We start from the raw sequence: 24741 nt of genomic DNA on the forward strand, positions 1-24741 counted from the left end.
CGCGGCCGTCACGGGCGGGGGGCCTCCCCCGGTTCCGCCTGCGCGTCCGTGTCCGCCGGTGCCGGCCGCGCGTCCGCCGCCGCCGCTCCTTCGGGCCCGTCCGGCTTCCGCAGCGAGACCGGCCGCTCCGGCCTCGGCGCCGGGTGCGACAGGATGTCGAGCACCACCCGGCCGTCCACCGTCTCCTGGGCGACCAGCAGCGCCGCCAGCTCGTCCAGGTGGTGCCGGTGGTCGGTGAGCAGGGCGACGGCCCGCCGCTCGGCGCCGCGCAGCAGGCGGGCCACCGCCTCGTCCACGGCGCGCTGGGTCTGCTCGGAGTACGGGCGGCGCAGCAGGTCCTCGGGGTTGTCGCCGAGGTAGTGCGGGGTGCCGCTGGAGTAGCCGACCGGGCCGAGTTCCGGGGAGAGGCCGAACTCGCGGACCATCCGGGTGGCGACCGAGGTGGCGTTGGCGAGGTCGTTCGCGGCGCCGGTGGAGCCCTCGCCGAAGACCACCAGCTCCGCCGCCCGGCCGCCGAGCTGGACGGTGATCAGGTCGACCAGGTAGGCCTCGCTGTACAAGTGCCGTTCGGCCTCGGGCAGCTGCTCGGTGGCGCCCAGGGCGACGCCGGCCGGGAGGATCGTCACCTTGGCGACCGGGTCGGCGTGCTCGCACAGCGCGGCGACCAGCGCGTGTCCGGACTCGTGCACCGCGACGGCGTGCCGCTCGTCGGGCAGCAGCGCGTTGGAGGACTCCCGGCGGCCGAGCAGCACCCGGTCGCGGGCGGTGTCGAGGTCGTCGGCGGTGAGGGTGGCCCGGTCGGCGCGCACGGCGTTGATGGCGGCCTCGTTGACCAGGTTGGCGAGGTCGGCGCCGGAGAAGCCGGGGGTGCCGCGGGCGAGCCGCCCGAGGTCGACGTCCGGGGCCAGGGTCTTGCCGCGGGCGTGCACGGCGAGGATGGCGGCCCGCTCGGCCTGGTTGGGCAGCGGGACGGTGACCTGCCGGTCGAAGCGGCCGGGGCGCAGCAGGGCCGGGTCGAGGGCGTCCGGGCGGTTGGTGGCGGCGATGACGACGATGCCGGTGCTCTGGTCGAAGCCGTCCATCTCGGCGAGCAACTGGTTCAGGGTCTGCTCGCGCTCGTCGTTGCCGCCGAGCCGGGTGCCGCCCGCCCGGCGCCCGCCGACGGCGTCGATCTCGTCGATGAAGATGATCGACGGCGCGCGCTTGCGGGCCTCGTCGAAGAGGTCGCGCACCCGGGAGGCGCCGACGCCGACGAACATCTCCACGAAGCCGGAGCCGGTCACCGAGAGGAAGGGCACCGAGGCCTCGCCGGCGACCGCCCGGGCGAGCAGGGTCTTGCCGGTGCCGGGCGGCCCGACCATGATCACCCCGCGCGGCCCCTTGGCCCCGGCGGCGGCGTACCGCTCCGGGCTGCGCAGGAAGTCGACCACCTCGCTGACCTCCTGTTTCACCCCCTCGTACCCCGCCACGTCGGCGAACCCGGTGTCCGGCCGCTCCGCCTCGATGATCTTGGCCCGGGACCGTCCGATGGCGCTCAGACCGCCGCCCAGCGAACGGGCGGCCATCCGGCCGGACCAGAGGAAGAGCCCGCCGAAGATCAGCAGCGGCAGGAACAGCAGCAGGGAGGACCAGATCGAGCCGCCGCCGCTGCTCCGGCTGCCGGTGACGGTCACGTGGTGGTCGGAGAGCGCGCTGCTGAGCTGGGAGGTGTCCAGGGCGGTCGGGATCTGGCTGCTGAAGTGGGTGCCGTCCTTGAGCGTGCCGCTCACCGCGCCGGTGTCGCTGACGTCCACGGTCTGCACCTGGCCGGCGTCGACCCGGTTCACGAAGTCGGTGTAGCCGTAGCGGGTGCCGGGCTTGCCGGGGTTGGAGAAGAGCACCAGCAGGAGCAGCGTCACCAGTACGGCGACGGGCAACAGCCAGCGGCGCCACGAGGGCGGCGGGGGCTTGGCCGGGCCGCCGGGGCCGGGGCGCTGGTTCCGGCCCGGGCCTGGGCCCTGGCCCTGGCCCCGTGGTTGACCCCAGCCCTGCCTCGGGCCGGGGTCGGGGCCGGAGCCCGGCGGGGTCGTGGGGTGACGGGCGGCGCGCAGCCGGATTCGTGCGATCATCCACGCTCACCGCCTCTCGGGGGGGCCGGACAGCCTCCGTCCCTCCATGGTCGGACTCTCCGCGCCCGGACGGGAGCCTGAAGGGGGTGGCAGCGGTCCACTCGGGGGAGAACGACCCACTCGACGCCACGGCCCGCGGCGTCGGATCGGGCTCGGGCGCCGGGCACGGGCGTCGGACACGGGAGGCGGACTCGGGCAGGCCGAAGGCCGGTCCGGTACGTGGGGTCGCGCCGTCGCGAACGGTTTGCGGAAGCCTGCCGGGCGCTTCCACCGCACCCGGCGAAGCCTTGGCCCGGCCGCTCCGGCCGAGGCGGCCGCATCCTCGACGGCCGTTCGCCCCGCGTCCTCGGCCGTCCCCCGCCGGCTGCCCCTCCGACCGCTCTTCCGGGCGCGCTCAAGGGTCCTCGGGCCGTACGGAGTTGGCAACCGAGCCGCCCACCAGGACGATTCGCGACCTAGAGTAGCCGCATGGTCAACGAGGAACTGCCAGCCCTGCACAAGACGCCCGAGGCCGCCGTGGAACCCCGGGCCGGGGACAGCGACCGGGAAGCGGTGGCCGAGCAGTTGCGGATCGCCGCCGGCGACGGCCGCATCGACCTCGGGGAACTGGAGGAGCGGCTCGACCGCACCTACGCCGCGCGGACGTACGGCGAACTCGACATCCTGGTGGCCGACCTCGGCGGCCGGCTGGAGGCCCGGGAGGCGTCCGCGGCGGAGGAGGTCCTCACGCTCCGGCCCCGGATGAACAACATGGTGCAGAGCGGCCGCTGGTCCGTGCCCCGTCGGATCGTCGCGGAGACCAAGATCTCGCTGCTCACGGTCGACTTCACCGAGGCCGTGTGCCCCCACCAGGAGATCACGGTCGCGGCATCGACCGGCATGGGCCACATCCGGCTGATCGTCCCGCGCGGCTGGGGCGTACGGATCGACCCGTCGAGCACCAACACCGGAAACATCGTCAACAAGGCGGCCGAGCAGGCGGAGCCGGGCGCCCCGGTGCTGACCGTGATCGGCCACCCCCGGTCGGGGCCGATCAGGATCAAGCAGCGCCGCCGGGGCTGACGGGCCGCAGGCCGGGCCCGCGGCAGTCCTCCGTGCGGGCACGCCCGAGGCGGGCTCGGCGAGGGCTCAGTGCGGGCTCAGTGCGGGCTCGGCGCGGCCTCCGCCGGGGCGGGTCAGGAGAAGTCGAGCGCGTCCGTCCGGGTCCGCTTGAGCTCGAAGAACTTCGGGTACCCGGCCAGCAGCCGCACACCGTCGAAGACCCGTACGGCGTCCTCGCCGCGCGGGATGGCGCTCAGCACCGGGCCGAAGAAGGCGACGCCGTCCACGTGGATGGTCGGCGTCCCGACCTCCTCGCCGACCGGGTCCATGCCCTCGTGGTGGCTCTTGCGCAGGGCCTCGTCGTACTCCGTGCTGTTCGCCGCCTCGGCCAGCTCCTCCGGCAGGCCCGCCGCCGCCAGCGCCTCCCGGATGACGGCGTCGTCGGCGGCCCGGTCCTGGTCGTGCAGCCGGGTGCCGAGCTCGGTGTACAGCTCGCGCAGCACCTGCGGGCCGTGCTGCTCGGCGGCGGCGATGCAGACCCGCACGGGGCCCCAGCCGGTGGTCATCAGGCGCTGGTAGCGCTCGGGCAGGTCGGTGCGGCCCTCGTTGAGGACGGACAGGCTCATCACCCGGAAGTTCAGGTCGAGTTCGCGCTGCTTCTCGACCTCCAGGATCCACCGGGAGGTTATCCAGGCGAAGGGGCAGACGGGGTCGAAGTAGAAGTCGACCTTGACGGTGTCGTTCCTGACGGTGTCGTCGCCGGCCCGGTGGCCGTTGCCGGGGTGCCGGTCGGGAAGCCGGGCGGTGAGCTGGTCGAGGTGGTGCTGGGCGGGCGCGGTGTTCGTCACGTCGTTGGTCACGCTGAGAAGACTAGTGACAGAGTGGCCCACTCTCCAGGGCCAATCGATGGCCATTCCAGTGGGCCACTTTCACTCCCGGCCGTCCGTCCCCGCACGCCCTACGCGCCCGGCACTGCCCGCATGCCCTACACGCCCCGCACGCCGCGCCGACCGCTCAGCCGCAGGTCGTCCCGTCCGCCGGCACCGTCCCGTCCAGCAGGTAGGCGTCCACGGTCTGCTTCAGGCACGGGTTGCCGGTGTTGTAGCCGCCGTGCCCCTCGCCCTGCAGCGTGACGGTGACGCCGACGCCCGCGCCGAGCTGCTGCGCCATCGTACGGGCGCCCTCCACCGGGGTGGCCGGATCGCCGGTGGTGCCGACCACCAGGATCGGGGCGGCCCCCGGTGCCGACACCTCCGGGTGGGCGGCCTTGCCGGGGACGGGCCAACCGGTGCAGGCGGTCAGTCCCCAGGCGGTGTAGGACCCGAACACCGGGGAGGCGGCCTGGAACTGCGGCAGCTGCTGCTGCACGTCCTGGTCCGAGTAGCGCTGCCGGGCGTCCACGCAACTGATCGCCCGGTTCGCGGCGTTCAGGTTGCTGTAGTGCCCCTGCGCGTCGCGCCCATTCAGCGCGTCGGAGAGCTGGAGCAGCGTGTCGCCGGTCCCCTGGTCCATCGCCTGGGTGAGCCCGGCGGCCAGCACGGGCCAGGTCTCCTGGCTGTACAGGGCGCCCGCGATGCCGGTGATCGCCAGGCTCTCGGTGAGCTGCCGCCCCTGGGTGGTCGGCAGCGGCGACTGCGCCAGTTTCTGCACCAGGGCGGTGACCTTCGCGGTGCCCTCGTCGCCGCCCGCACCGGTCGGGCAGGCGGCCCCGACCTGGGCGGCGCAGGCCTTCATGAAGTCGTCGAGGGCGAGTTGGAAGCCCTGGGCCTGGCCGAGCGCGGCCTGCTGCGGGTCCTTGGTGGGGTCGACCACCGAGTCCAGCACCATCCGGCCGACCTGCTGCGGGAACAGGTGCGCGTAGACACCGCCGAGCTGGGTGCCGTAGCTGATGCCGAAGTAGGAGAGCTTCGGGTCGCCCAGCACCTGCCGCATCAGGTCCATGTCGCGCGCGGCGCTCTCGGTGTCCACGTACGGCAGCACCGCGCCGGAGTTGTGCTCGCAGGCGGCGACGAAGCGGGCGTTGCCGTCGTCCAGGGCCTTCACCGCGTCGGGGGTGTCGGGGGTGCTGTCGGCGGCGGTGGCGGCGTCCATCGCCCGGTCGTCCAGGCACGTCACCCCGTCGCTGGCGCCGACCCCGCGCGGGTCGAAACTCACCAGGTCGTAGCGGGAGTTGAGGGAGGAGTAGGTCGCGGCCAGGGCCGGCAGGGTGGCCACGCCGGAGGCGCCGGGGCCGCCGAAGTTGAACAGCAGCGAGCCGATCCGGTGCTGCTCGTCCTTGGCCCGGCTGCGGATCAGCGCGAGACCGATCGTCGTGCCGTCCGGTTTGCCGTGGTCCAGCGGGGTCTTGAGGGTGGCGCACTGCCAGTCGGCGGCGGGCGCGGTGCCGTCGCCCTGGGCGCCGGTGGGGGCGGGGCAGGCGTGCCAGTCCAGCTGTTGGGCGGCCAGTCCGGTGGCGGTGCCGGTGGCTGCCGCCGCCCCGGTGGCCGGGGAGGTCGGGGAGGTCGGCGCGGGCTCGGCGGCGGAGGAGCCGTCGCCCTGGCAGCCGATGGCCGCGGTGAGCAGCAGGACGGTCAGGCCGAGCGCTCCGGCGCCGCGGACGACGGTGTGCATGGGGCGGGTCCACCTCTCGGTCGGCCGGGCACCCCGGCGCGCGGTCTCGGGCCTGCCGGACACCCCGGCGCACGGCGGGAGGGCTCACGGCGGGACGGCCTACGCCTGGCGGGCCTGCGTGCGCGCGGCACTCGGTTCGCCGACGCACCACAGACCCTAGGGGCCGGGGACCGCCGATGCCCTGCGGAGACCCCCGGACGGGGGGCGTGCGCCGTACCAGCTGCCACCGGCCGAACGGGTGCCGGGCCGGTGGGCCGACGGGCTCCGGCTGACGGGCCGACGGGCTCGGACTGACGGGCTCGACCCGGCCCAGCCCGGCTGCGGCGCCTCTCGGTGGCGGCGGGGCACGTCTCGCTCCGCCCCCGGGCTCTGCCGCCGTTCCTGTCTCGACCCTGCCGATCGGCAGGGTCGAGACAGGAACGGCGCAGCGGGAACCTCCCGATCGGCACATGTGCGACGGACCGGCGGCACGCAAAGATGACGGCCATCGGGGCCCTGCCGATGGGGCCCGGGAAGGAGCCTCCCGTGACCGCCCTGACTCTGTCGTCCCTGTCCCCGCTGTTCCCGTTCCCGCTGTTCCCGTTCCTGCCCTTCCTCTTCCTCTTCCTCTTCCTGCTGTTTCGCCGGCGCACCGCCTCAGTACAACGCCATGCCCGGGGTTCCCCGCACCGCGTACGCCGGCAGGCGCAGCCCGCCGAAGGCGTCCCGGGGCAGGCTCAGTCCGAAGCGCCGCTCGACGGCGCCGAGGGTGCGGCGGCGGGCGGCCCCGTCGGGCTCCCGCCCGGGGTCGCAGGAGGTCACGCCGTCGGCCTCCAGGACTCCGGCGGCGACGAGGTCCGGCACCAGCAGGTCCGGCTCCTGGCCCCAGCGCCAGCGCTCCTCACCGAGGCCGAAGCCGCACAGCACGGCACCGTCCCGGGCGTAGTCCAGCAGGGCCGGCCGCCGCTCCGGCATCGGGCGGAAGTGCACCACCTCGGCTCCGTCGCGCGCTATCTCGGTGAGCAGCTCACCGCCGGTGGAGTCGCCGTACTCGATCGCGAACGACCAGCCGGCGCACGCGCCGACCCGGATCACGCCGTCGCCGTCGTCACCGGGGCGGTAGACGTCGATGTCCAGGTCCCGGATCTCGGTGTCACTGATCGGCTCGGTCGCGGTGGCCGGGTCGGCACCCATCCGGTGGGCGAGCTCCGCGGGCGTGATCCCCCGGGCGAAGACGACGCCGCCGACCTCACCGTCCGTGCCGGGCCCACCCATTGACGACCGGCTGGTGCCCGGTCGGCCGGTGCTCGGCCGACCGATCTCCAGGAGCCACTGGATACCGTCGCCGTCCTGCCCCACTCCCCCGTGCGTGCCGTCGGTCATGCCGCCCTCCCCTCGCGCGCGGCCTGCGGTGACCGGGCGCGCCCGTGGGCACCCTAACCGACCCGGCCGACACCCGGCCGCCGGTCGCCGGATCGCCGCCCGAACCAGCCGCGCCCGGATCGCCAACCACCCCTGATCAATCGGAAGGAGACCGATCCGAAGCCGAACTCACCTGGCACCCTTCGCCGTTCACCCGGAAGAGGCGGCACACGCCCCGCCCCCGCCACTCACCGGGACGCGGCCGGTACCTTCTTGCCCACCGCCTCGAACAGCAGCTTCGCGGCCACCGTCGCCCCGTCGGTGCGGATACCGCCGGCCACGGCCTCCGCCCGTACCCGGGTCTCGGGCGCCAGGGCCGTGGCGAGCGCGGCGGAGAGCGAGTCGACGGTCGGCGTGCGGTCGAGATGGGCCGCGCCGATGCCCAACTCGGCCACCCGGCCGGCCCAGTACGGCTGGTCGGCGATCCGGGGCACGACCACCTGGGGCGCGCCCGCCATGGCCGCGGTCGTCGTGGTGCCCGCACCACCGTGGTGGACGACGGCGGCCACCCGGCGGAACAGGGCCTGCTGGTTCACCTCGCCGACGACGTGGCAGTCCTCGTGCTCGTCGACCGCGGCGAGCCCGGCCCAGCCGTGGGCCAGGAGCACCCGGCGTCCGTGCGCGCGGCCCGCTTCGACGGCCACCCGCGCGATGTCCTCCGGGGCGTGCGCGGCCATGCTGCCGAAGCCGACGTACACGGGCGGTTCACCGGCGGCCAGGAACGCCTCCAGGTCGGCCGGGAGCGGCCGGTCGTCGGGCAGGATCCACGCGCCGGTCTGCACCACGTCGAGTTCCGTCCTGCCCTCCGACGGGCACAGCGTCGGGTCCGCCGCCAGCCACGGCCGTCCGGTGAGGACGTGGTCGCGGACGTTCTCCACCGGCGGCAGGCCGATCGCCGCCCGGTGGCTGTTGAGCGCGTCCCCGTACAGCGCGTTCACCCGCTGGGCGTCCTGCTCCCAGAGCTTCCGGTAGTCGGTCTCGTCGTCCGGGGACGGCGTGCCCGGCCGCCGGCCGGGCCGGGAGTGCCGCGAGGGCAGTCCGAGGATGTGGAAGCAGGCCAACACGTAGGGCAGGCCGAGCTTCTCGGCGACGTCCCGCGCACCGGCCGGCATCAGGCCGGTCGCCAGCACCACGTCACAGCCCTCGGCCGCGGCGGTCAGCGTCTCGAACCGCACGGCGACCAGCTCACGGGCGAGCCGGAACGCGTCCTCCGCCGTCGGCGGCTTCGGGCCGGCCACCACCGACCGCACCGACGGACCGAGCGGCACCAGCGGCACCCCCGCCCGCCCCAGCACTGCCGCGAACTCCTCGTCCGGCGGCGCGCACACCCGCACCTCCGCACCGAACCCCCGCAGCGCCACCGCCAGCCCCGCCAGCGGCTCGACATCCCCGCGCGACCCCCAGGTCGTCATCAACACACGCATTTCACGACTCCCGTTTCCGCAGGTCATGGCCTTACGGCCGGGATTCTGCGCCATGCCGGGGGCCTTGCCGCAAGCCCCGGGGCACGGTATAGCTTGAAAGTGGCAAGGGGATTCACTCTCCTCGCCTTTTTCTTTGGCCGCCCGGTCCCACCCACTCCCCCGAACCGGCCACACCGGAGCAATCCCCACCCGAAACCCGCCGCCTACCACGCGCCGCTCACTCCGAACCACCACCACCGAGCAGCCCGCTGCGAGCCACCGCCCCCTACCGCGTGGCCGCATACCCCCCCGTGGTGTCAACTCCGGAACACCCACCCCAGCCACACACACCCAGGCCGTCCCCACCCAGCCGCCCACCATCGGCCGCCTCCCCGGACCGCCCACCCCGGCCGCCTACACCCGGCTCTTCTACATCGGGCCCCACCTCGAACCACCTGCCCTGAGCCGCCCACACCAGACCTCCCGCCCAGGCCAGCCCACCCCAACACGTCTATTCCAGGCTGCCCCGCGTTCCGACCGGCTCCCCATTCCGGCTGCCTGCGCCAAGGCCCCGCCCCGAGACGCTGGAACCCACCCCGGCCACCCGCCATCGGCCGCTTCCCCAGACCTCACACGCCCGGGCCATCCACACCGGGCCGCGGACCGTGCACCTGTCCCGAGGTACCCACGCCGGACCTTCTGACCGGGACAGCCCGCCACCACACGCCCGTTCCAGGCCGCCCCACGTTCCGGGTGGCTCCCCAGGGCCCCGCCCCCAAGACGCCGGATCCCCTTGTCCGCTTGCCCACCCTGACCGGTCGGCCGTCGCGCGAAGCAGTGGCCAGGCGTACAGAACCGCCGTCGCCACCATGCCCACCGGCAGCGCGAGGCCCGCCCCTGCCAACCCGGCCACAGCACCGTCCACGCCCCGGCGCGAACCTCACTCGCCGCGAGCAACAGCACCCAGACGCCTGGCCCAGAGCCGGACGCCACAGGGCAGACCAGGCCCCGAGGCGGCGGAAGTACCACCCAACCCGCCCTGCGGCAGGGCAGCCGTCCCACGGCCCAGAAGCCCCCACCCGGCGTTCACCCCCGCCGACGACGCATCAGCACGGCGCACAGAACCACCGCCGTCACCATGCCCGCCGACAACGCGAGGTCCACACCGCCTGGCCCAGCCACAGAACCGCCTACGCCCCAGCGCGAACCTCACTCGCCGCGAGCGACAGCGCCGAACCGACTGTCCGGCCCAGGGCCAGCCGACACGGGCAGGTCACCCACCAACCCGGCCCGCCCGGCCAGCCCGGCCGCCCGGGCGGTGGAAGCACTCCCACCCGCCCTGCGGCGCGCACGCGGCCGGACCGGCGTCACCCCCGCCGGCGAGGCATCAGCACGGCGTACAGGACCGCCGCCACCACCATGCCCGCCGGCAGCGCGACGTCCGCCCCGGCCAGGGCGGCCAGTGGGCCGGTGTAGAGGGTGTCCACGCCGAGGGCTGCGGCTGTGACGCCGCCTGTGAGGGCGATGGCGCCGGCCGGGTTGACGCCGGCGCGGTACCAGAAGGGGCTGCCGGGGCGTTCGTCGCCGAGGGCGCGGCCGTCGTAGCGGTTGCGGCGGAGCAGTATGTCGGTGGCGTAGACGGCGGTGCTGGGGCCGAGGAGGACGACGGTCAGCTGGAGCACGTTGCTGACGGTGTCGAGGAAGTTGGAGACCAGGAGGGCGTACAGCGTGAGCGAGACGGCGACCGCGCCGTCGAGCAGCACGCTGCGGGTGCGGCGGATGCGGATGCCGACGGCCTGGAGCGCGAGGCCCGCGCTGTAGGCGGTGAGGGCGTTGACCGCGATGGTGCCGACCACCAGGGAGAGCAGGAAGACCGGGTTGAACCAGCCGGGCAGGATCTGCCGGAGGGCGGCCTGCGGGTCGGTCATGTCGACGGCGGTGGCGCCGAGCACGCCGAGGCCGCCGACCACCACGCTGGGCAGGAAGCCGCCAAGGGCGGTCCAGCCGAGGACGGCGCGCGGGGCGGTGGTCGCGGGCAGGTAGCGGGAGAAGTCCGCGCTGGTGGTGTAGGAGAGCGGGCCGGAGGCGATCAGGGTGACGCCGGCCAGGACGGCCGCCCAGAGTCGGCCGCCGGTGAGGGGTTCGGGCTGGGTCCAGCCGGGGTCGGCGTGGGTGACGATCGCGTAGCCGACCACGGCGAAGGCGGCGGTGAGGGCGAGGGTGATCGGCAGGTAGAGCCGGACGATCAGGGCGTGCCCGTAGACGCTGATGGTGAGGGTGAGTACGACGATCACGATCACGATGGCGATCTTGATCGGGGTGGTCGGGGTGATCCCCGCCTCCTCGGCGAGCGAGAAGGCGGCGACGGCGGCCGCGGCGAGGTTCAGCGCGAAGTAGCAGACGGAGATCATCCAGCCGGTGACCGCGTTGTTCACCCGGTTGCCCCGGATGCCGTACATGGCGCGGGTGATCACCTCGCTGGGCGCGCCGGCGGCCGGTCCGGAGACCGCGAGCAGGCCGGTGCCCAGCCAGAACAGGTTGCCGAGGACGACCACGGCGAAGGCCTGCCAGAGGCCGAGGCCGCTCAGGACCAGGGCGCCGCCGACCACCAGGTTGAGGTAGTTGACGCTGGCGGCCGCCCAGACGGGGAAGAGTTCGCGGGCGCGACCGCGTCGCTCGGTCTCGGGGATGTGGTCGATGCCGTGGACCTCGACCCGGCCGCCCGGTTCCCGCTGGGGCGGGGCGGCGGGGTGCGCCGGGTGGTCCGGGTGGTCCGGCGAGGTGTGGGGGTGGTCCGGGAGCGTGGACGTCATGCGGGGGCCCTCCGTGGGGGTGTCGTGCCCACCTGCTTGCTTATTGGTCGCACACTCAATAGCATCCGCCCCATGACGTCAAGCGTTCAGCGCAAAAGGGTTCGCAAGTCCCCCGAGGACCGCCGGGCGGAGATCGTCGGCGCCGCGGCCGAGGTCGCCCTCACCGAGGGCCTGGAGTGCATCACCCTGCGCCGGATCGCCGACCAACTGGATGTCCGCCCCGGCCTGATCAGCCACTACTTCCCCGCCGTGGAGGACCTCGTCGCCGAGGCCTTCGGCAGCGCCGCCACCGCCGAACTGGAGGCGCTACTGCCCGCCGACCCGCGGGACGGGTCCCCGTTGCGGCACCTGGCCCGCTTCTTCGCCCGCACCACCGGCCCGTCCTACGACGACGTGAGCCGGCTCTGGCTCAACGCCCGCCACCTCAGCCGCTACCGCCCCGTCCTGCGCGACCGCGTGCTCGACCAGGAGGCGGACTGGCGCGGCCGGCTCGGCGACGTCATCGCCGCCGGGGTCGAGCAGGGCGAATTCCGCACCGCGGACCCGGTGTTGACGGCCGTCCACATCCTCGTCGTGATCGACGGCCTGGCCGTCCACGCCAACACCGGCCTGCGCAAGGACCCGTACGCCGCCACCCGGCTCGCCGCCGCCACCGCCGAACGCGAACTGGGCCTGACCGACGGCGCGCTGACCTCCCCGAGCCTCGCCGACCCCACGGACCCGACGGACCCGGCGGACGCACCCGAGACCCCCGCCCCCGAGCAGCCCTGACCACCGCCCCAGCCCCCGACCCCCTTAGCTCCCTCAATCCCCTCAATCCCTGCAGACACCACGCCCCCACCCCGAAGCACCACTGGAGTCGAAGTGCGCACCTCCCTGGTCCTCCTCTCCGCCCGTCTGCTCGACCCCGCCTCCGGCGGCTTCCTCCCGCAGACCGCCCTCGCCGTCGTGGACGGCCGGATCGCCGCCCTCGGCGACGACCGCACCGTCCGCGAACTCGCCGACCCCGCGACCACGGTGATCGACCTCAAGGGCGCCGTGGTCACCCCCGGCCTGGTGGACGGCCACCTGCACCCGGTCACCGGCGCCGAGCTCACCCAGGGCCTGGACCTCTCCGGCTGCACCGACCTGGCCGGCGTCCGCGCCGCCCTCGCCACCGAGGCCGGACGCCTCGCCCCCGGCGCCTGGCTGCACGCCTGGGGCCTGGACCCGAACGTCTTCGGCGACCGCCCGGTGGCGTCCGCCGCCCTCGAGCCCGTCCTGGACGGCGTTCCGGCGCTGCTCCAGCTCTTCGACGCCCACTCCATGCTCGCCAGCCCGTGCGCCCTGGAGCTGGCCGGCGTGGACGGCCCGCGCCGCTTCGACCAGGCCGCCGAGGTGGTCTGCGACGCCGAGGGCCGCCCCACCGGCCTGCTGCTGGAGGACGCCGCCTGCGAGCTGGTCGAGCGCGCCGCCCCGCAGCCCACCCGCGCCGAGCGCCGCGACCGCCTGGCCGCCGCGCTGAGCGCCATGGCCGCCGCCGGCCTCACCGGCGGCCACGCGATGGACGCCAACGGCGACAGCCTCGACCTCTACAGCGAGCTGGACGAGGCCGGCGAGTTGCCGCTGCGGCTGCGCGTGGCCCCCTGGTGCCAGCCCGGTGTGGACGCGGACGGGCTGCGGGCGCTGATCGGGCAGCAGGGCCGGGGCGGTCGGCTCTGGCGGGTGGACGGCGTGAAGCTGTTCATGGACGGCACGATCGACAACGGCACGGCCTGGCTGGAGCGCCAGGACTGCCACGGCGAGTCCACCCACGCCTTCTGGCCGGATCCGGCGCACTACACCCGCGTCATCCGGGAGCTGCACCAGGCCGGGGTGCCGACCGCCACCCACGCGATCGGCGACGCCGCCGTACGGCACGCCCTGGACTCGATCGGGGCGGCGGCGGACGGGGGGACGACGCACGGGGCGTCCCCCGTCCGCCACCGGATCGAGCACATCGAGACCGTTCCGGACGCGGTGGTCCGGCGCTTCGCCGAGCTGGGCGTGGTCGCCTCCATGCAGCCCACCCACTGCTGCGACTTCACCCGGGCCGACCACACCGACAACTGGTCCCGCCGCCTCGGCGAGGAGCGGGCCGACCGCGCGTGGCGCTGCCGGGACCTCTGGGACGCGGGCGCCACGGTCGTCCTCGGTTCGGACTGGCCGATCGCCCCCTACCCGCCGCTGGGCGTCATGGCGGGCGCCCGCCACCGCCGCCCCACCCGCGACCTGAGCCAGGCCCCGCACAACCCCGGCCAGGCGCTCACCGCCCTGGAGGCCCTGCTGGCGATGACCGCCAACGCCGCCCACGCGGCCGGCGAGGAGCAGCTGGCGGGCCGGATCACCGTCGGCCACCGCGCGGACCTCACCGTGTTCGCCGCCGACCCGCTCACCACCCCGGCCACCGAACTGGCGGACCTCCCCGTCCTGTTGACCGTCCTGGACGGCCGACCGACCCACCGCTCCGCCACGCTCTGAACCCTCACCCGGTACCGGCCCCGGCACACCCCCGCGCACGGGTGTGCCGGGGCCGCCCGGGGGTTATCCCCCTGGACGATCCGGCGGCACTCCTCAGCGCGCCGAAGCCCCCCGGTGATCGACTATTCATTGACCGGCACGTTCGCCGGCGAACCACTCGAACCACCGTGGCCGTTCCGACGGGTTGACGGTTCGACGAATTTGAGGAGCCCCCGAAGTGACCGTACGCAGCGAGAAGCACGGCAAGCCCATCGGTCGACGCGCCCTGCTGGCCGCCACGGCGGCCGTCGCGACCACCGCCCTGCTCGCCCCGGCGGCACACGCGGACCAGCCCGGCACCGACAAGATGACGAACAGTCAGATATCCACCGTGGTCCGCGAACTGAACGGTCTCGCCCACCCGTTGCGGTCCACCGAGCCCGGGGGCCGGACCACCGACCTGCGTCCGCTGGGCGCGATGATCGGCGAAGCCAAGGTGGTGGGGCTCGGCGAGGCCACGCACGGCGCCCACGAGTTCTTCACCATGAAGCAGCGGGTCCTGCGCTACCTGGTCGAGGAGAAGGGCTTCACCGCCTTCGCCCTGGAGACGAGTTGGTCCTCCGGTCTGCGGATCGACGACTACGTGCAGGGCCGCACCGGCGGCGACGCCCGGCAGCTGGTCAAGGAGACGATGGGCAAGTCCCCTTGGGAGCGCCAGGAGTTCGCCGACCTGATCGACTGGATGCGCGACCACAACCGCGAACACCCGCAGCACCCGGTCCACTTCGTCGGCGACGACCTGGACTTCCCCGCCATCGGCGACCAGCTCTTCGACCGGGTGACCTCCTACGTCCGCGAGGCCGCCCCCGCGTCGCTGCCGCGCCTGGAGCAGCTGTACGCCGGGCTGCGCCCGTTCGACGACGCCATCGGCTACATCACCACGCGCCCGCTCGCCGAGCGGCGGCAGAACGCCGCCGTGGCGCAGCAGACCCTGGAGCTGGTCACCGCGGCCAGGGGCGAGGGCGGCGAGGCGTACGACTGGGCGGTGCAGAACGCCCGGAGCATCGCCCAGACCTTCACCTTCACCGCCATGAACCTCGAGGACAACAGCGAGGTGGCCGCGATGCAGAACCTCCGCGACCGCGCCATGACCGACAACACCCTCTGGTGGCAGCGCCGCACCGGCGGGAAGGTGCTGCTGTCCGCGCACAACGGCCACGTCGGGTACCAGAGCAGCGACCCCGAGCTCTACCCCAAGACCCAGGGCTCGTACCTGCGCGACGCCCTCGGCGCGGACTACCTCGCCGTCGGCTTCACCTTCGACCGCGGCTCCTTCCTCACCAAGGACGACCCGTTCGCCGCCGCCTGGAAGCCGGTCACCGTTCCGCCAGCCACCGCGGACATGAACGAGTACCCCCTCGACCGGGTCCGCTACCGCGACTACTACGTCGACCTGCGCTCCGCCCCGCCGGCCACCCGGTCCTGGCTGAACACCGCCCGCCCGACCTACGACGCCGGGACGGAGTTCCGCAGCGACCCGCTGCCGCGCCTCGCGATCGGCACGGCCTACGACGCGCTGGTCCACCTCCACGAGACCAGCGCGGCCCGCACCCTCTGAGCATCGTCGCCGGAGCGCCTCTCCGTCGGCACGGGCCGCACAACGCGCGGCCGCACGGTCGACGGGGAGGCGCCCGCCGACCGCGCCGCCGACGGGGAGGCCTCGCCGGCCGCCGGACGCCCGTCAGCCCGTGAACCGCCCGTCCCGCGCCACCACCCGGCCCGCGCGGACCACCAGCTCACGCGCCGGCAGGTCGATCACCACCTGCGGCAGGCACTCGCCCGTCACCAGCATGAAGTCGGCGGGCGAGCCCGGCTCCAGGGTCACGGCCGGCAGGTCCAGCAGTTCGGCGCCGCCGTCGGCCGCCAGGGCGAAGCAGTCGGCCAGCTGCTCGTCGGTGCGGGCGTCGGTGGTCCAGCCGAGCAGGTGGGCGCGGTGCAGCGGGTCGGCGTTGCCGTACGGGCTCCACGAGTCGCGCACGCCGTCCGAGCCGAGCCCGACCCGCACCCCGTGCGCCCGCAGCTCGCGGAACGGCAGCACCTGGTGGGCCGAGGGCGCCACGGTGGTGAGGCCGACGCCGGACTCGGCCAGTTCGGCGGCGAGGTCGGCGAGCGGGGCGCCCGCCAGCTCCGGGACGCAGAAGGCGTGGCTGACGACCACCCGCCCGGCCAGTCCGGCCGCCCTGGTCCGCGCGGCGATCTCGCGCAGCGGGCCGAGGCCGCGCTCGCCCCGGTCGTGCAGGTGGATGTCGAGGCGCAGTCCGTGCTGTTCGGCCAGGCCGAACAGCAGCTCCAGCTGGGCGGGCCCCTCGCCGTCCGGGCCCTCGGCCGGGACGGCGTCGAAGCCGGCCGGGTCGATGCCGCCGATGGCGTCGACCAGCCCGCTGGCCGCCGCCTCCGCGAGCAGCGCGCCCGCGCCGGGCGTCCGCCGGACCCCGTGCTGTGGGAAGGCCACCAGCTGGACGTCCAGCGCGCCGGCCAGCCGCTCGCGCGCCTCGGCGAGCCCGGTCACCCCGGCCAGCCCGTACGCGGGCGCCACGTCCACGTGGGCCCGCACGGCGCGGGTGCCGCGCGTCACGGCGTGGCTCAGCAGCCGGTGGGCCCGCTCGGCGAGCGGGGTGCGCTGGTGCCGGTGGAGGTCGACGTCGCCCTGGACGTACTCGGGCAGCGAGCCGGCCGGGCGCCGGCTGTACCAGGGCTCACCCCAGGCGGTCTTGTCCGGGTGGATGTGCGCGTCCACCAGGGTGGGCAGCGCGATCCGGCCGCCGCCCTCGACCACCTCCGGCACCGCCCCGGCCGGCACCCGCTCGGCCAGCAGGCCGTCCACGACGATCAGGTCGACGGCCCGGTCGGCACCGTACGGGCGGACGTCCCGGAAGACGGTGACGGAAGGCGTGGTCATGGGCTGCTCTCTCTCGCTCTGGTTCCGCGGCTCGCTCTGGTTCCGCGGCTCGCTCTGGTTCCCCGGCTCGCTCTGGATCCCCGGGTGGTCCTGCCCCCTGGACGGAATGTGCCCGACAGGCAAAACGTCCTACCTTTCATTCAACAGTCTGTTTATCATCTCCGGGTCCCCGTCCCTCGTCCGGAGTAGCTCACGCATGTCCACACCACCGCCCGCCGCCACGCCCGGACGGCACCCGCTGCACGCCCTGCGGGCCACCGTCTTCGCCATCGGCGCCCTGCTCCTGCTGGTCGGGGTGGGAGTACTGCTCGACCAGCCCCTGCTGATCCCGCCCCTGGCCGCCAGCGCCGCCCTGGTGCACGGCGCGCCCGGGCTGCCGATCTCGCAGCCGCGCAACCTGGTCGGCGGGCACCTGATGTCGGCCCTGATCGGCTTCGCCGTCCTCGCCGTCACCGGCAGCACCACCTGGGGCGCGGCCGTCGCCGCCGGGCTCTCGCTCGGCGCGATGATGCTCACCCACCTCTCGCACTCCCCGGCCGCGGCCACCGCCGTGATCGTGGTCCTGCAGGCGCCGCACCCCGTGCCCTTCCTCCCGCTGCTCGTCCTGGCCACCGGGCTGCTGGTCGTGATCGGCCTGCTGCCCGGCCGGATCGGCGGGCACCCGGTCCGCTACCCGGTGTCCTGGTGACGGCCGCGCCGTACTGACCGGCTCTCCACTCTCCCGCCGAACGCCGACGGCCGGGTCATCCGATCGGATGACCCGGCCGTCATCCGTTCCACCCGGCACGGACACCCTCTCCACCCCCGCCGCGGCGAGCGCTCCCGGCACGACGCACCCCGAGCATCGGCGCGCCGCCCCTCCGTCGTACATCACCGCTCTTGTAGAGAAATGCTCTTGAACAGATGCGGGTCGACACCCGCCCGCCGCTCCCGCCACAGCGTCCGGAACGCCGGCGGGTCAGCGGGCGGGTTGCCGCCCTGGGCCCTGGTCCGATGATCGATCCCCCGCAACACCCAAGTCAATCCGCCGATTTGCTGGGACCCCTCCAAGCGATACCTTGGGTCTCCGTGACCATTGACGACCTCCGCGTCTTCGCCGCGGTCTGCCGGGCCGGCTCGCTCAGCGCCGTCGCCCGCGAGCTGAACTGCACCCAGTCCGCCGTCAGCCAGCACGTGAAGCGGCTCGAACGGGAGGTCGGCCTCGCCCTGATCGAGCGCCACCCGCGCGGGGTCGTCCCCACCGCGGCGGGCAGCCTGCTGCGCACGGCGGTGGCCACCGGCCTCGGCGGCATCGACCACGCGCTGCACCGGATCGCCGAACTCTCGCGCGGCGAGGGCGGATCCGTCCGGATCACCACCGGGGCCACCAGCATCCGGCACTTCATGTCCGCGGCCGTGGTGGACTTCCGGCGGCGCTTCCCCCGGGTCAGCCTGGAGTTCCAGACCGAGGTCTCCAGCCGCAGCTGCCTGGAGTCGCTCAACGCCGGCCGGGTCGACCTCGCCTGGATCACCCTCGGCGCCCCGGCCCGGGGCATCGACCAGCAACCGGTGGTCGACCTGCCCTGGGTGCTCGCCGTCACGGCGGGCGACCCGCTCGCCGCCCGGGCCAGGATCTCCCCCGCCGACCTCCAGGACGCCCGGCTGATCGGACTCCCGCAGAACTCCGTCTCCCGCTCCCAGGTCGAGTCCTGGCTGGGGAAGTCGGGCATCCGGCCGGTCTTCGACACCAGCGTCGCGGACTGGGACACCGCGATCCTGCTCGCCGAACTCGGCCTCGGCCACGCCGTCGTCCCGGCCCTCCCGCAGTGGCAGGGCCCCGGCCACCCCGGCCTGCGGCTGCTCCCGCTGCCCGACCTGCCCGCCCTCACCGCCGGGTGGGCCGTCCGGGACTGGGAGAACCTCGGCCCGCTCGCCCGCGCCTTCGCCGACACCGTCGCCGCCCACTGCGGCCGCGAAGCCCCGCCGGCCGTCGATCCGGAGACGGCCTGACCCCGCCATGCCCCGCCCCCGCCCGTTACCCGGAGCTCGCCGTCCGCAGCGGGGCGAAGTCCTCCGGCGGAACGTCCAGCAGGCCGCGCACGCGGTCCCCTCTGCTCACGGCGAGCGCCATCTCGCAGCGCAACTGCCTTGGCAGCTCCGGCCGGTGGAGCAGACCGTGCCACCGCCCCGCACCCCGACCGTCACCGGCCGTAGAAGGCGTGACCGCGCCCGATCTCCTCGAAACCCCGGCGGCCGTACCACTCACGCGGCCAGTCCACCGCGTCCGCGAGCAGGAACAGCTGCGGGACACCGGCCTCGGCCGCCAGTGCCAGGCCGGTCGCCAGCAGGGTGTCGCCGTGCCCCGCACCGCGGTGCCGCGAACCGGTCACCAGATCCTCCAACTGGCCGAGCCCGACGGCTGGTTCGAGATAGAGGTCGCTCCAGGCCGCGACCTCGCCGGCCGGCGTCCGAGCGGCCAGGAAGTGCACCCGCTCGGCACCACGCAGCCGGGCGGAACGGCGGTCGGTGAGCTGCCGGGCGAGCTCCTCGTCCTCGATCCACTCCCGCTGCTGGCGCAGCACCGCCTCCCGTACCTCGGCCAACTCGACGGGGAGCGCGGCTGGTTCGGGCCGCCGGCAGCCGAGCGTCGACCGGGCCAGGACCACCACGCCCTCCCGCTCCCACCCCGCCGCCGCCAGCACCGGGGCGGCCCGCTCACCCGACTCCGGGTCCAGCACCGTGACGCGGTACCGGTGGCGGCGCCCCAACCACCGGGCGGCCAACTCGGGCAGCACCGCCGGGTCGGTGCCCGGGCCCTCGACGATCAGCTGGTTGTGCTCCTCCGATTGGCCGAACGCCGCGTCCCGGACGGCGAACACCTCGGGGAACTCCGGAAGTTCGACGGTCTCCGCCGCCTGGCGGCGGGCGAAGGCGGCGCGGAAGGCGGTCACACGGGCGAGTAGATCCGACATCCCGCCATGATCAGCCCCCGGTCGCCCGCCGACAACAACTTTCCGGCACCGCCTCAGGATTCCGCACCGGAGGACGAGCTGCCACTGGAGGACGAGCGGTCCAGGAAGCGCCGGATCCCGTCCCGTACACCGTCCGTCGGCACGGTCGCCGCGAAGGCCGTCGCCTCCACCGCGAGCCCCTCGTCGATCGGCAGGTTGATGCCCCGGGTCACGGCTCGCAGGCAGGCGGCCACGGCGGTCGGCGCGTGCCGGATGATCCGCTCGGCCAGATCCCGTGCGGTGTCCAGCAGTTCGTCCGCCGGGACGACCGAGTTGACCAGGCCGATCTCGGCGGCGCGGGCGGCCGGGACAGGGTCACCGGTGAGGATCATCTCCAGGCCGCGCTTGCGGCCCACGTGCCGGGGCAGCCGCTGCGAGCCGCCGAAGGGCGGCGGGAAGCCGAGCGAGATCTCGGGCTTGGCGAAGGTCGCGTGCTCGGCCGCGACGGCCAGCGGGGCGGCCTCGGTGATCTCGCAACCACCGCCGAAGGCAAGGCCGTTGACGGCCACGATGACCGGCTTGGGGAACTCCTCGATCCGCCGGGTGAGGGTGTGCCCGCGCCGGACGAACTCGCGCAGCGCCCGCTCGGGCCCGCCCGCGATGCTGGCCGCCAGCGACGGGATGTCGGCACCCGCGCTGAACGCCCGCCCGCCGGCGCCGGTGAGGATCACGGCGCGGACGGTGTCGTCGGCGTCGATCCGGTCGAGCTCGGCGAGCAGCGCGTCGATCGTCGGGTAGTCGAGGGCGTTGAGCTTCTTCTCCCGGTCGATGGTGAGGGTGACGACGTGCCGGTCCCGCTCGCTGCGGATGGTCATGGGCTCGTGCTCCGTTCCTGGCCTCGCTGCTGGATGTGACGAGGCTAGGAACACCGGCCCAGGACAATCCACTTATTGTCCTGGATACACTCCGGTACGCACCCGTCCACGCCTGTGCACGCCCGTGCCCGGACCGTCCACTCCCCGGAAGGGCAGGTGACCCGTGCGACCGCCCTCCTACAAGGCCATCGTCGACGAGTACGCGACCGCCATCCGCTCCGGCGCGCTCCCGGCCGGCACCCGGCTGCCGACCCACCGCACCCTCGCCCGCGAGCGGCGGATCGCCCTCGCCACCGCCACCCGGGTGTACGCCGAACTCGCCGCCGCCGGGCTGGTGGTGGGCGAACAGGGCCGCGGCACCTTCGTCCGGCTGCGCTCCGGCTACGACGGCCTCGAACCCTCCCGCGCGCTCCCCGTGCCCCGGGTGGCCGACCTCTCCTTCAACCAGCCGCTCTCCCCCGGGCAGGGCGACCAGCTGCGGCAGGCCCTGCGCGCGCTCGCCTCCTCGGGCGACGCCGAGGCCCTGCTGCGCCAGCACCCGCCGGGCGGCCACCGGCACGACCGGGCCGCGGTGGCCACCCACCTGCTGGACCGCGGGATCGACACCGCACCCGAGAACGTCCTGCTCACCAGCGGGGCGCAACAGGCCCTGGACTGCGTCCTGCGCACGCTCACCCGCCCCGGGGACGTCCTCGCCGTGGACGCGCTCGGCTACCCGGGCATCAAACTGCTCGCCGCCGCCCACGGACTGGACCTGGCGCCCGTCCCGGTCACCGCCGACGGCCCGGACCTCGACGCACTCGACCGGCTCTGCCACACCCGGCCGGTACGGGCGGTGTACACCCAGCCGACCGTCCACAACCCGCTCGGCTGGGTGCTCGCCCCGGCACAGCGCGAACGCCTCGTCCGGCTCGCCGCCGACCACGGCCTCACCCTCATCGAGGACGGCACCTACGCCTTCCTGGAGGCCGCCCCGCCCCCACCCCTGCACGCCCTCGCCCCCGAGCGCACCTGCTACCTGGCCGGCCTCTCCAAGAGCGTGGCACCGGGCCTGCGGTTCGGCTTCGCCGTCCTGCCCGACCACCTGCTCCGGGCCGCCACCACCAGCCTGCGCGCGGCGGCCTGGGGCGCCCCCGGCCTGATCACCGCCCTCGCCACCGGCTGGCTCACCGACGGCACGGTCGCCCGGCTGGAACAGGAACGCCGCACCGACGCCGCCGCCCGCCAGTCCATCGCCCGCACCGCCCTGACCGGCCTGACCACCACCGCCCACCCCACCTCCTACATCCTCTGGCTCACCCTCGAACCCCACCAGCGCCCCGACCACGCAGCCGCCGCCCTGGCCGCCGAAGGCATCCTGATCTCCACCGCCGACGCCTTCGCCACCACCCCCCACCACCCCAACGCCCTCCGCCTCGCCCTCGCCACACCCCCGCTCCCCACCCTCCCCACCGTCCTCACCCACCTCCGCACCACCCTCGAAGCCATCGCCCCCTGACCCCCACACCAAAAGCCGACAGCCCCGACTTCCCACTCCGCCACCACAACCCGGCCGTACCGAGCGCCGACAGCACATCAGGCCCCACCCGACCCGCTCTCACCACAACCACACCAGAAGTCGGCCATGCCGACTTCCCACGCCACCCCGCCCACAAGGACCCGCCCCACCGCCACCTGACAAGCCCCACTTGCTCCCCCACGCCCGCGCGTACGTCGACGGGTCCGATTTCTCACTCCGCCACCACCAGCCAGCCGTGGCGTCTCCGAGGGCTGCTGCCACAGCTACACAGACCGGAGAAACACGGCATTCGCTGGCAGGGGACACACTCACCGGCCACACCGGCACTCAGCCCCGTCGACTTCCGACGCCAGCACCTGCACCTGCACTGGGCCGAGGCGCTAACGCCCCAACGGCCACCCGTCAGAAGTCGGCCTGGTCGACTTCCTACTCCGCCACAACGGGCCGTCGCCTGCCCAGGGCGAGCGCCAGAAGAGCAAGCCACGACAAAGCAGCCGCCGGAACGCTGCACCACACCCCTTGCCGACGCCAGAAGTCGGCCGGGCCGACTTTCCACACCGCCACCCACCCTCGGCCGCAATCCAGGGACGGGGCGAAGGCGAAGGCCGAGGGTGAGGGCAGAGGCGGGGCAAACTCCGCCCAGGCGCAGCAAGCTGCGCGGACTGTCAGCACCAGAAGTCGACCAAGCCGACTTCCCACGCCACGACCCGCCACCGCCCCCCACGCCCACGCGGCACCCACGCCCACGCCAAAAGCCATTGGGCCTGAACCCGCCCAGGGCCCGCGCCAAAAGTCGACGGGCCCGATTTCCCACACCACCTACCGGTCCGCCACAAACCCGAACGCGCCCAGAGCGGCACCAGAAGTCGACGGGCCCGACTTCCTGCTCCACCAACACCGGCCATGCCGCCACAGCTGCTCAAACCGGAAGCACGGCATTCGGTGGCCGGCGCACACTCGCCGGTCACACCGGCACTCAGCCCGGGCGACTTCCGACGCCGGCACCGGGCCAAGGCGGTGATGCGCCAATGACCACCCGCCAGAAATCGGCCCGGTCGACTTTCCACACCGCCAACCGCCCCCGGCCGCGCCCCGGGGACGGAGCGAACGCGAAGGCCGAAGGTGAGGACAGAAGCGGAGCAAGATGCGCGGACCGTCAGCACCAGAAGTCGGCCGGGCCGACTTCCCATGCCACCACCCACCCCGGCCGCGGCCCAGGGACAGGGGCGAGCACCGACACCGGAGCGAGCATGAAGGCCAACGCCGGGCGCAAACGCGGGGCCGGGCAAGCAACAGCCAGGCGCAGCGGGATGCACGGACTACCGACACCAGAAGTCGGCGGGGCCGACTTCCTACTCCGCCGCAACGGGCCGTCGTCCGACCATGGCAAGCACCGGAGCAGCAGACCACGACGAAGCGGCCGTCAGAGCGGTGCACCACGCCCCTTGCCGACGCCAGAAGTCGGCCGGGCCGACTTCCCACGCCACCACCCACCCCGGCCGCGCCCCAGGGACAGGGGCGAGCACCGGGGCCGGGCAAGCAACAGCCAGGCGCAGCGGGGTGCGCGGACTGCCGACACCAGAAGTCGGCCAGGCCGACTTCCTACGCCTCCTCCCCCTCCGCCGCTGCGCGGGCGAAGCGGGTGCTCCAGTCCGTGAGCAGGGTCCGGAGGGCGTCCGGGGCGAGTACCTGGAATTCGGCGCCCAGGGAGCCGAGGGCCATGGCGGGCCAGTCGAGCGAGTCGGCGGTCATCCGTAGGCGGCAGCGGTGCGGGGTGACGGGTTCCACGGTGCCCCAGCGGCCGACGCGGGCGCGGACGAACTCCGCCGGTGCCTCGATCAGGGCCTCCACTTGGTGCGGTCGGGGCATCCTGTTGAGGCCCGCGCGGACGAATTCCGCCGCGTCGGCCGCCGGGAGGGTCCGGGGGGCGAAGCGGGCGCCGCTGCCGGTCGGGGCGGTGAGGCGGTCGAGGCGGAAGCTGCGCCAGTCGGCCCGGTCGAGGTCGTACGCGACGAGGTACCAGCGGCGGTTCAGGCAGACCAGCCGGTGCGGTTCGACGTGCCGGTCGGTACCGCGCCCGTCGGCGGCCGTGTACGAGAACCGCACCCGCTCGCCGTCCCGGCAGGCGAGTGCCACCACCGTCAGGACGTCCGGGTCGACGCCCGTGCCCGTCCTCGTCCCCCAGTCCACCGGGACGGTGACCGCGCGCAGCGCCTCGACCCGGCGGCGCAGCCGGGCCGGCATCACCTGGACCACCTTCGCCAGCACCCTCGCCGAGGCCTCGGCGACGCCCTCGACCGGGCTCTCGGCCGCCGCCTGGAGGCCGACCGCGAGGGCGACCGCCTCCTCGTCGTCGATCACCAGCGGCGGCAGCGCCGCGCCCGCCGCCAGCTGGTAGCCGCCGTCGACGCCGCGCTGCGCCTCGACGGGGTAGCCGAGTTCGCGCAGCCGGTCGATGTCGCGGCGCAGGGTGCGGACGGAGACGCCGAGCCGGTCGGCCAGTTCGTCGCCCGGCCAGTACCGGTGGGTCTGGAGCAGGGAGAGCAGTCGCAGCGTCCGCGTGCTGGTGTTCGCCATGCATCGATTCTCCCTGGGATTCAGGAC

At 74.3% G+C, this 24741-nt stretch carries 17 protein-coding genes; 7 read left to right on the plus strand and 10 right to left on the minus strand.

Going from position 1 to position 24741, the window contains the following annotated elements:
• Window positions 1–8: 8 nt before the first annotated feature.
• Window positions 9–2108, minus strand: coding sequence for an ATP-dependent zinc metalloprotease FtsH (gene ftsH, locus ACFVU7_RS20075; protein WP_388046255.1), 2100 nt, complete (start codon window positions 2106–2108; stop codon window positions 9–11).
• Window positions 2109–2576: 468 nt separating this feature from the next.
• On the opposite strand from ftsH, the gene ACFVU7_RS20080 reads away from it, so the two are divergent.
• Window positions 2577–3170: a DUF1707 domain-containing protein gene (locus ACFVU7_RS20080; protein WP_388046257.1), complete on the plus strand. Its 594-nt coding sequence runs from the start codon at window positions 2577–2579 to the stop codon at window positions 3168–3170.
• Window positions 3171–3283: 113 nt separating this feature from the next.
• Here ACFVU7_RS20080 and ACFVU7_RS20085 read toward each other — a convergent pair whose 3' ends face one another.
• The 5 genes from ACFVU7_RS20085 to ACFVU7_RS20105 all read right to left on the minus strand — a co-directional run bounded on the left by ACFVU7_RS20085 (window position 3284) and on the right by ACFVU7_RS20105 (window position 11376).
• Window positions 3284–4009 (minus strand): DsbA family protein, encoded by a 726-nt coding sequence (locus ACFVU7_RS20085; RefSeq protein WP_388046259.1) that lies wholly within the window; start codon window positions 4007–4009, stop codon window positions 3284–3286.
• A 154-nt stretch (window positions 4010–4163) separates the two neighbouring features.
• Window positions 4164–5759 (minus strand): alpha/beta hydrolase, encoded by a 1596-nt coding sequence (locus tag ACFVU7_RS20090; RefSeq protein ID WP_388046261.1) that lies wholly within the window; start codon window positions 5757–5759, stop codon window positions 4164–4166.
• A 636-nt stretch (window positions 5760–6395) separates the two neighbouring features.
• The gene (locus ACFVU7_RS20095) at window positions 6396–7121 is read right to left on the minus strand and encodes a DUF6461 domain-containing protein (protein WP_375875288.1); all 726 of its coding nucleotides are present in this window, start codon (window positions 7119–7121) and stop codon (window positions 6396–6398) included.
• Window positions 7122–7348: 227 nt separating this feature from the next.
• Window positions 7349–8584, minus strand: coding sequence for a glycosyltransferase (locus ACFVU7_RS20100; protein ID WP_388046263.1), 1236 nt, complete (start codon window positions 8582–8584; stop codon window positions 7349–7351).
• Window positions 8585–9930: 1346 nt separating this feature from the next.
• A complete protein-coding gene (locus ACFVU7_RS20105) occupies window positions 9931–11376 on the minus strand; it encodes a purine-cytosine permease family protein (protein ID WP_387829170.1) in 1446 nt (481 codons plus the stop codon).
• A gap of 72 nt (window positions 11377–11448) precedes the next feature.
• Between ACFVU7_RS20105 and ACFVU7_RS20110 the strand changes: the two genes are divergently transcribed.
• The 3 genes from ACFVU7_RS20110 (at window position 11449) to ACFVU7_RS20120 (ending at window position 15472) form a co-directional block, all read left to right on the plus strand.
• On the plus strand, window positions 11449–12147 hold the full coding sequence (locus ACFVU7_RS20110) for a TetR/AcrR family transcriptional regulator (RefSeq protein ID WP_388046265.1): 699 nt from the start codon (window positions 11449–11451) through the stop codon (window positions 12145–12147).
• Window positions 12148–12240: 93 nt separating this feature from the next.
• Entirely contained in the window at window positions 12241–13875 is a 1635-nt protein-coding gene (locus ACFVU7_RS20115; RefSeq protein WP_388046267.1) for an amidohydrolase, read from the plus strand.
• A 217-nt stretch (window positions 13876–14092) separates the two neighbouring features.
• Complete coding sequence (locus ACFVU7_RS20120; RefSeq protein ID WP_388046269.1) at window positions 14093–15472, plus strand: erythromycin esterase family protein; 1380 nt, start codon at window positions 14093–14095, stop codon at window positions 15470–15472.
• Between the two features lie 123 nt (window positions 15473–15595).
• On the opposite strand, the gene ACFVU7_RS20125 is transcribed toward ACFVU7_RS20120, so the two are convergent.
• Complete coding sequence (locus ACFVU7_RS20125; protein ID WP_388046271.1) at window positions 15596–16813, minus strand: amidohydrolase; 1218 nt, start codon at window positions 16811–16813, stop codon at window positions 15596–15598.
• A gap of 196 nt (window positions 16814–17009) precedes the next feature.
• Here ACFVU7_RS20125 and ACFVU7_RS20130 point away from each other — a divergent pair, with 196 nt between their 5' ends.
• Together ACFVU7_RS20130 and ACFVU7_RS20135 are read left to right on the plus strand one after the other, a co-directional pair.
• Window positions 17010–17501, plus strand: coding sequence for an HPP family protein (locus tag ACFVU7_RS20130; RefSeq protein ID WP_049651645.1), 492 nt, complete (start codon window positions 17010–17012; stop codon window positions 17499–17501).
• 380 nt (window positions 17502–17881) lie between these two features.
• A complete protein-coding gene (locus ACFVU7_RS20135) occupies window positions 17882–18802 on the plus strand; it encodes a LysR family transcriptional regulator (protein WP_388046273.1) in 921 nt (306 codons plus the stop codon).
• 191 nt (window positions 18803–18993) lie between these two features.
• On the opposite strand, the gene ACFVU7_RS20140 is transcribed toward ACFVU7_RS20135, so the two are convergent.
• Complete coding sequence (locus tag ACFVU7_RS20140; protein ID WP_388046274.1) at window positions 18994–19764, minus strand: GNAT family N-acetyltransferase; 771 nt, start codon at window positions 19762–19764, stop codon at window positions 18994–18996.
• A gap of 53 nt (window positions 19765–19817) precedes the next feature.
• A complete protein-coding gene (locus ACFVU7_RS20145) occupies window positions 19818–20618 on the minus strand; it encodes a crotonase/enoyl-CoA hydratase family protein (protein WP_388046276.1) in 801 nt (266 codons plus the stop codon).
• Between the two features lie 163 nt (window positions 20619–20781).
• Here ACFVU7_RS20145 and ACFVU7_RS20150 point away from each other — a divergent pair, with 163 nt between their 5' ends.
• The gene (locus tag ACFVU7_RS20150; protein WP_388046277.1) at window positions 20782–22116 is read left to right on the plus strand and encodes a PLP-dependent aminotransferase family protein; all 1335 of its coding nucleotides are present in this window, start codon (window positions 20782–20784) and stop codon (window positions 22114–22116) included.
• Between the two features lie 1623 nt (window positions 22117–23739).
• Here the strand turns inward: ACFVU7_RS20150 and ACFVU7_RS20155 are convergent.
• Window positions 23740–24714 (minus strand): helix-turn-helix transcriptional regulator, encoded by a 975-nt coding sequence (locus ACFVU7_RS20155; RefSeq protein ID WP_387829184.1) that lies wholly within the window; start codon window positions 24712–24714, stop codon window positions 23740–23742.
• Between the last annotated feature and the right edge of the window lie 27 nt (window positions 24715–24741).

It is taken from the genome of Kitasatospora sp. NPDC058046 (assembly GCF_042885595.1).
GTDB lineage: Bacteria > Actinomycetota > Actinomycetes > Streptomycetales > Streptomycetaceae > Kitasatospora.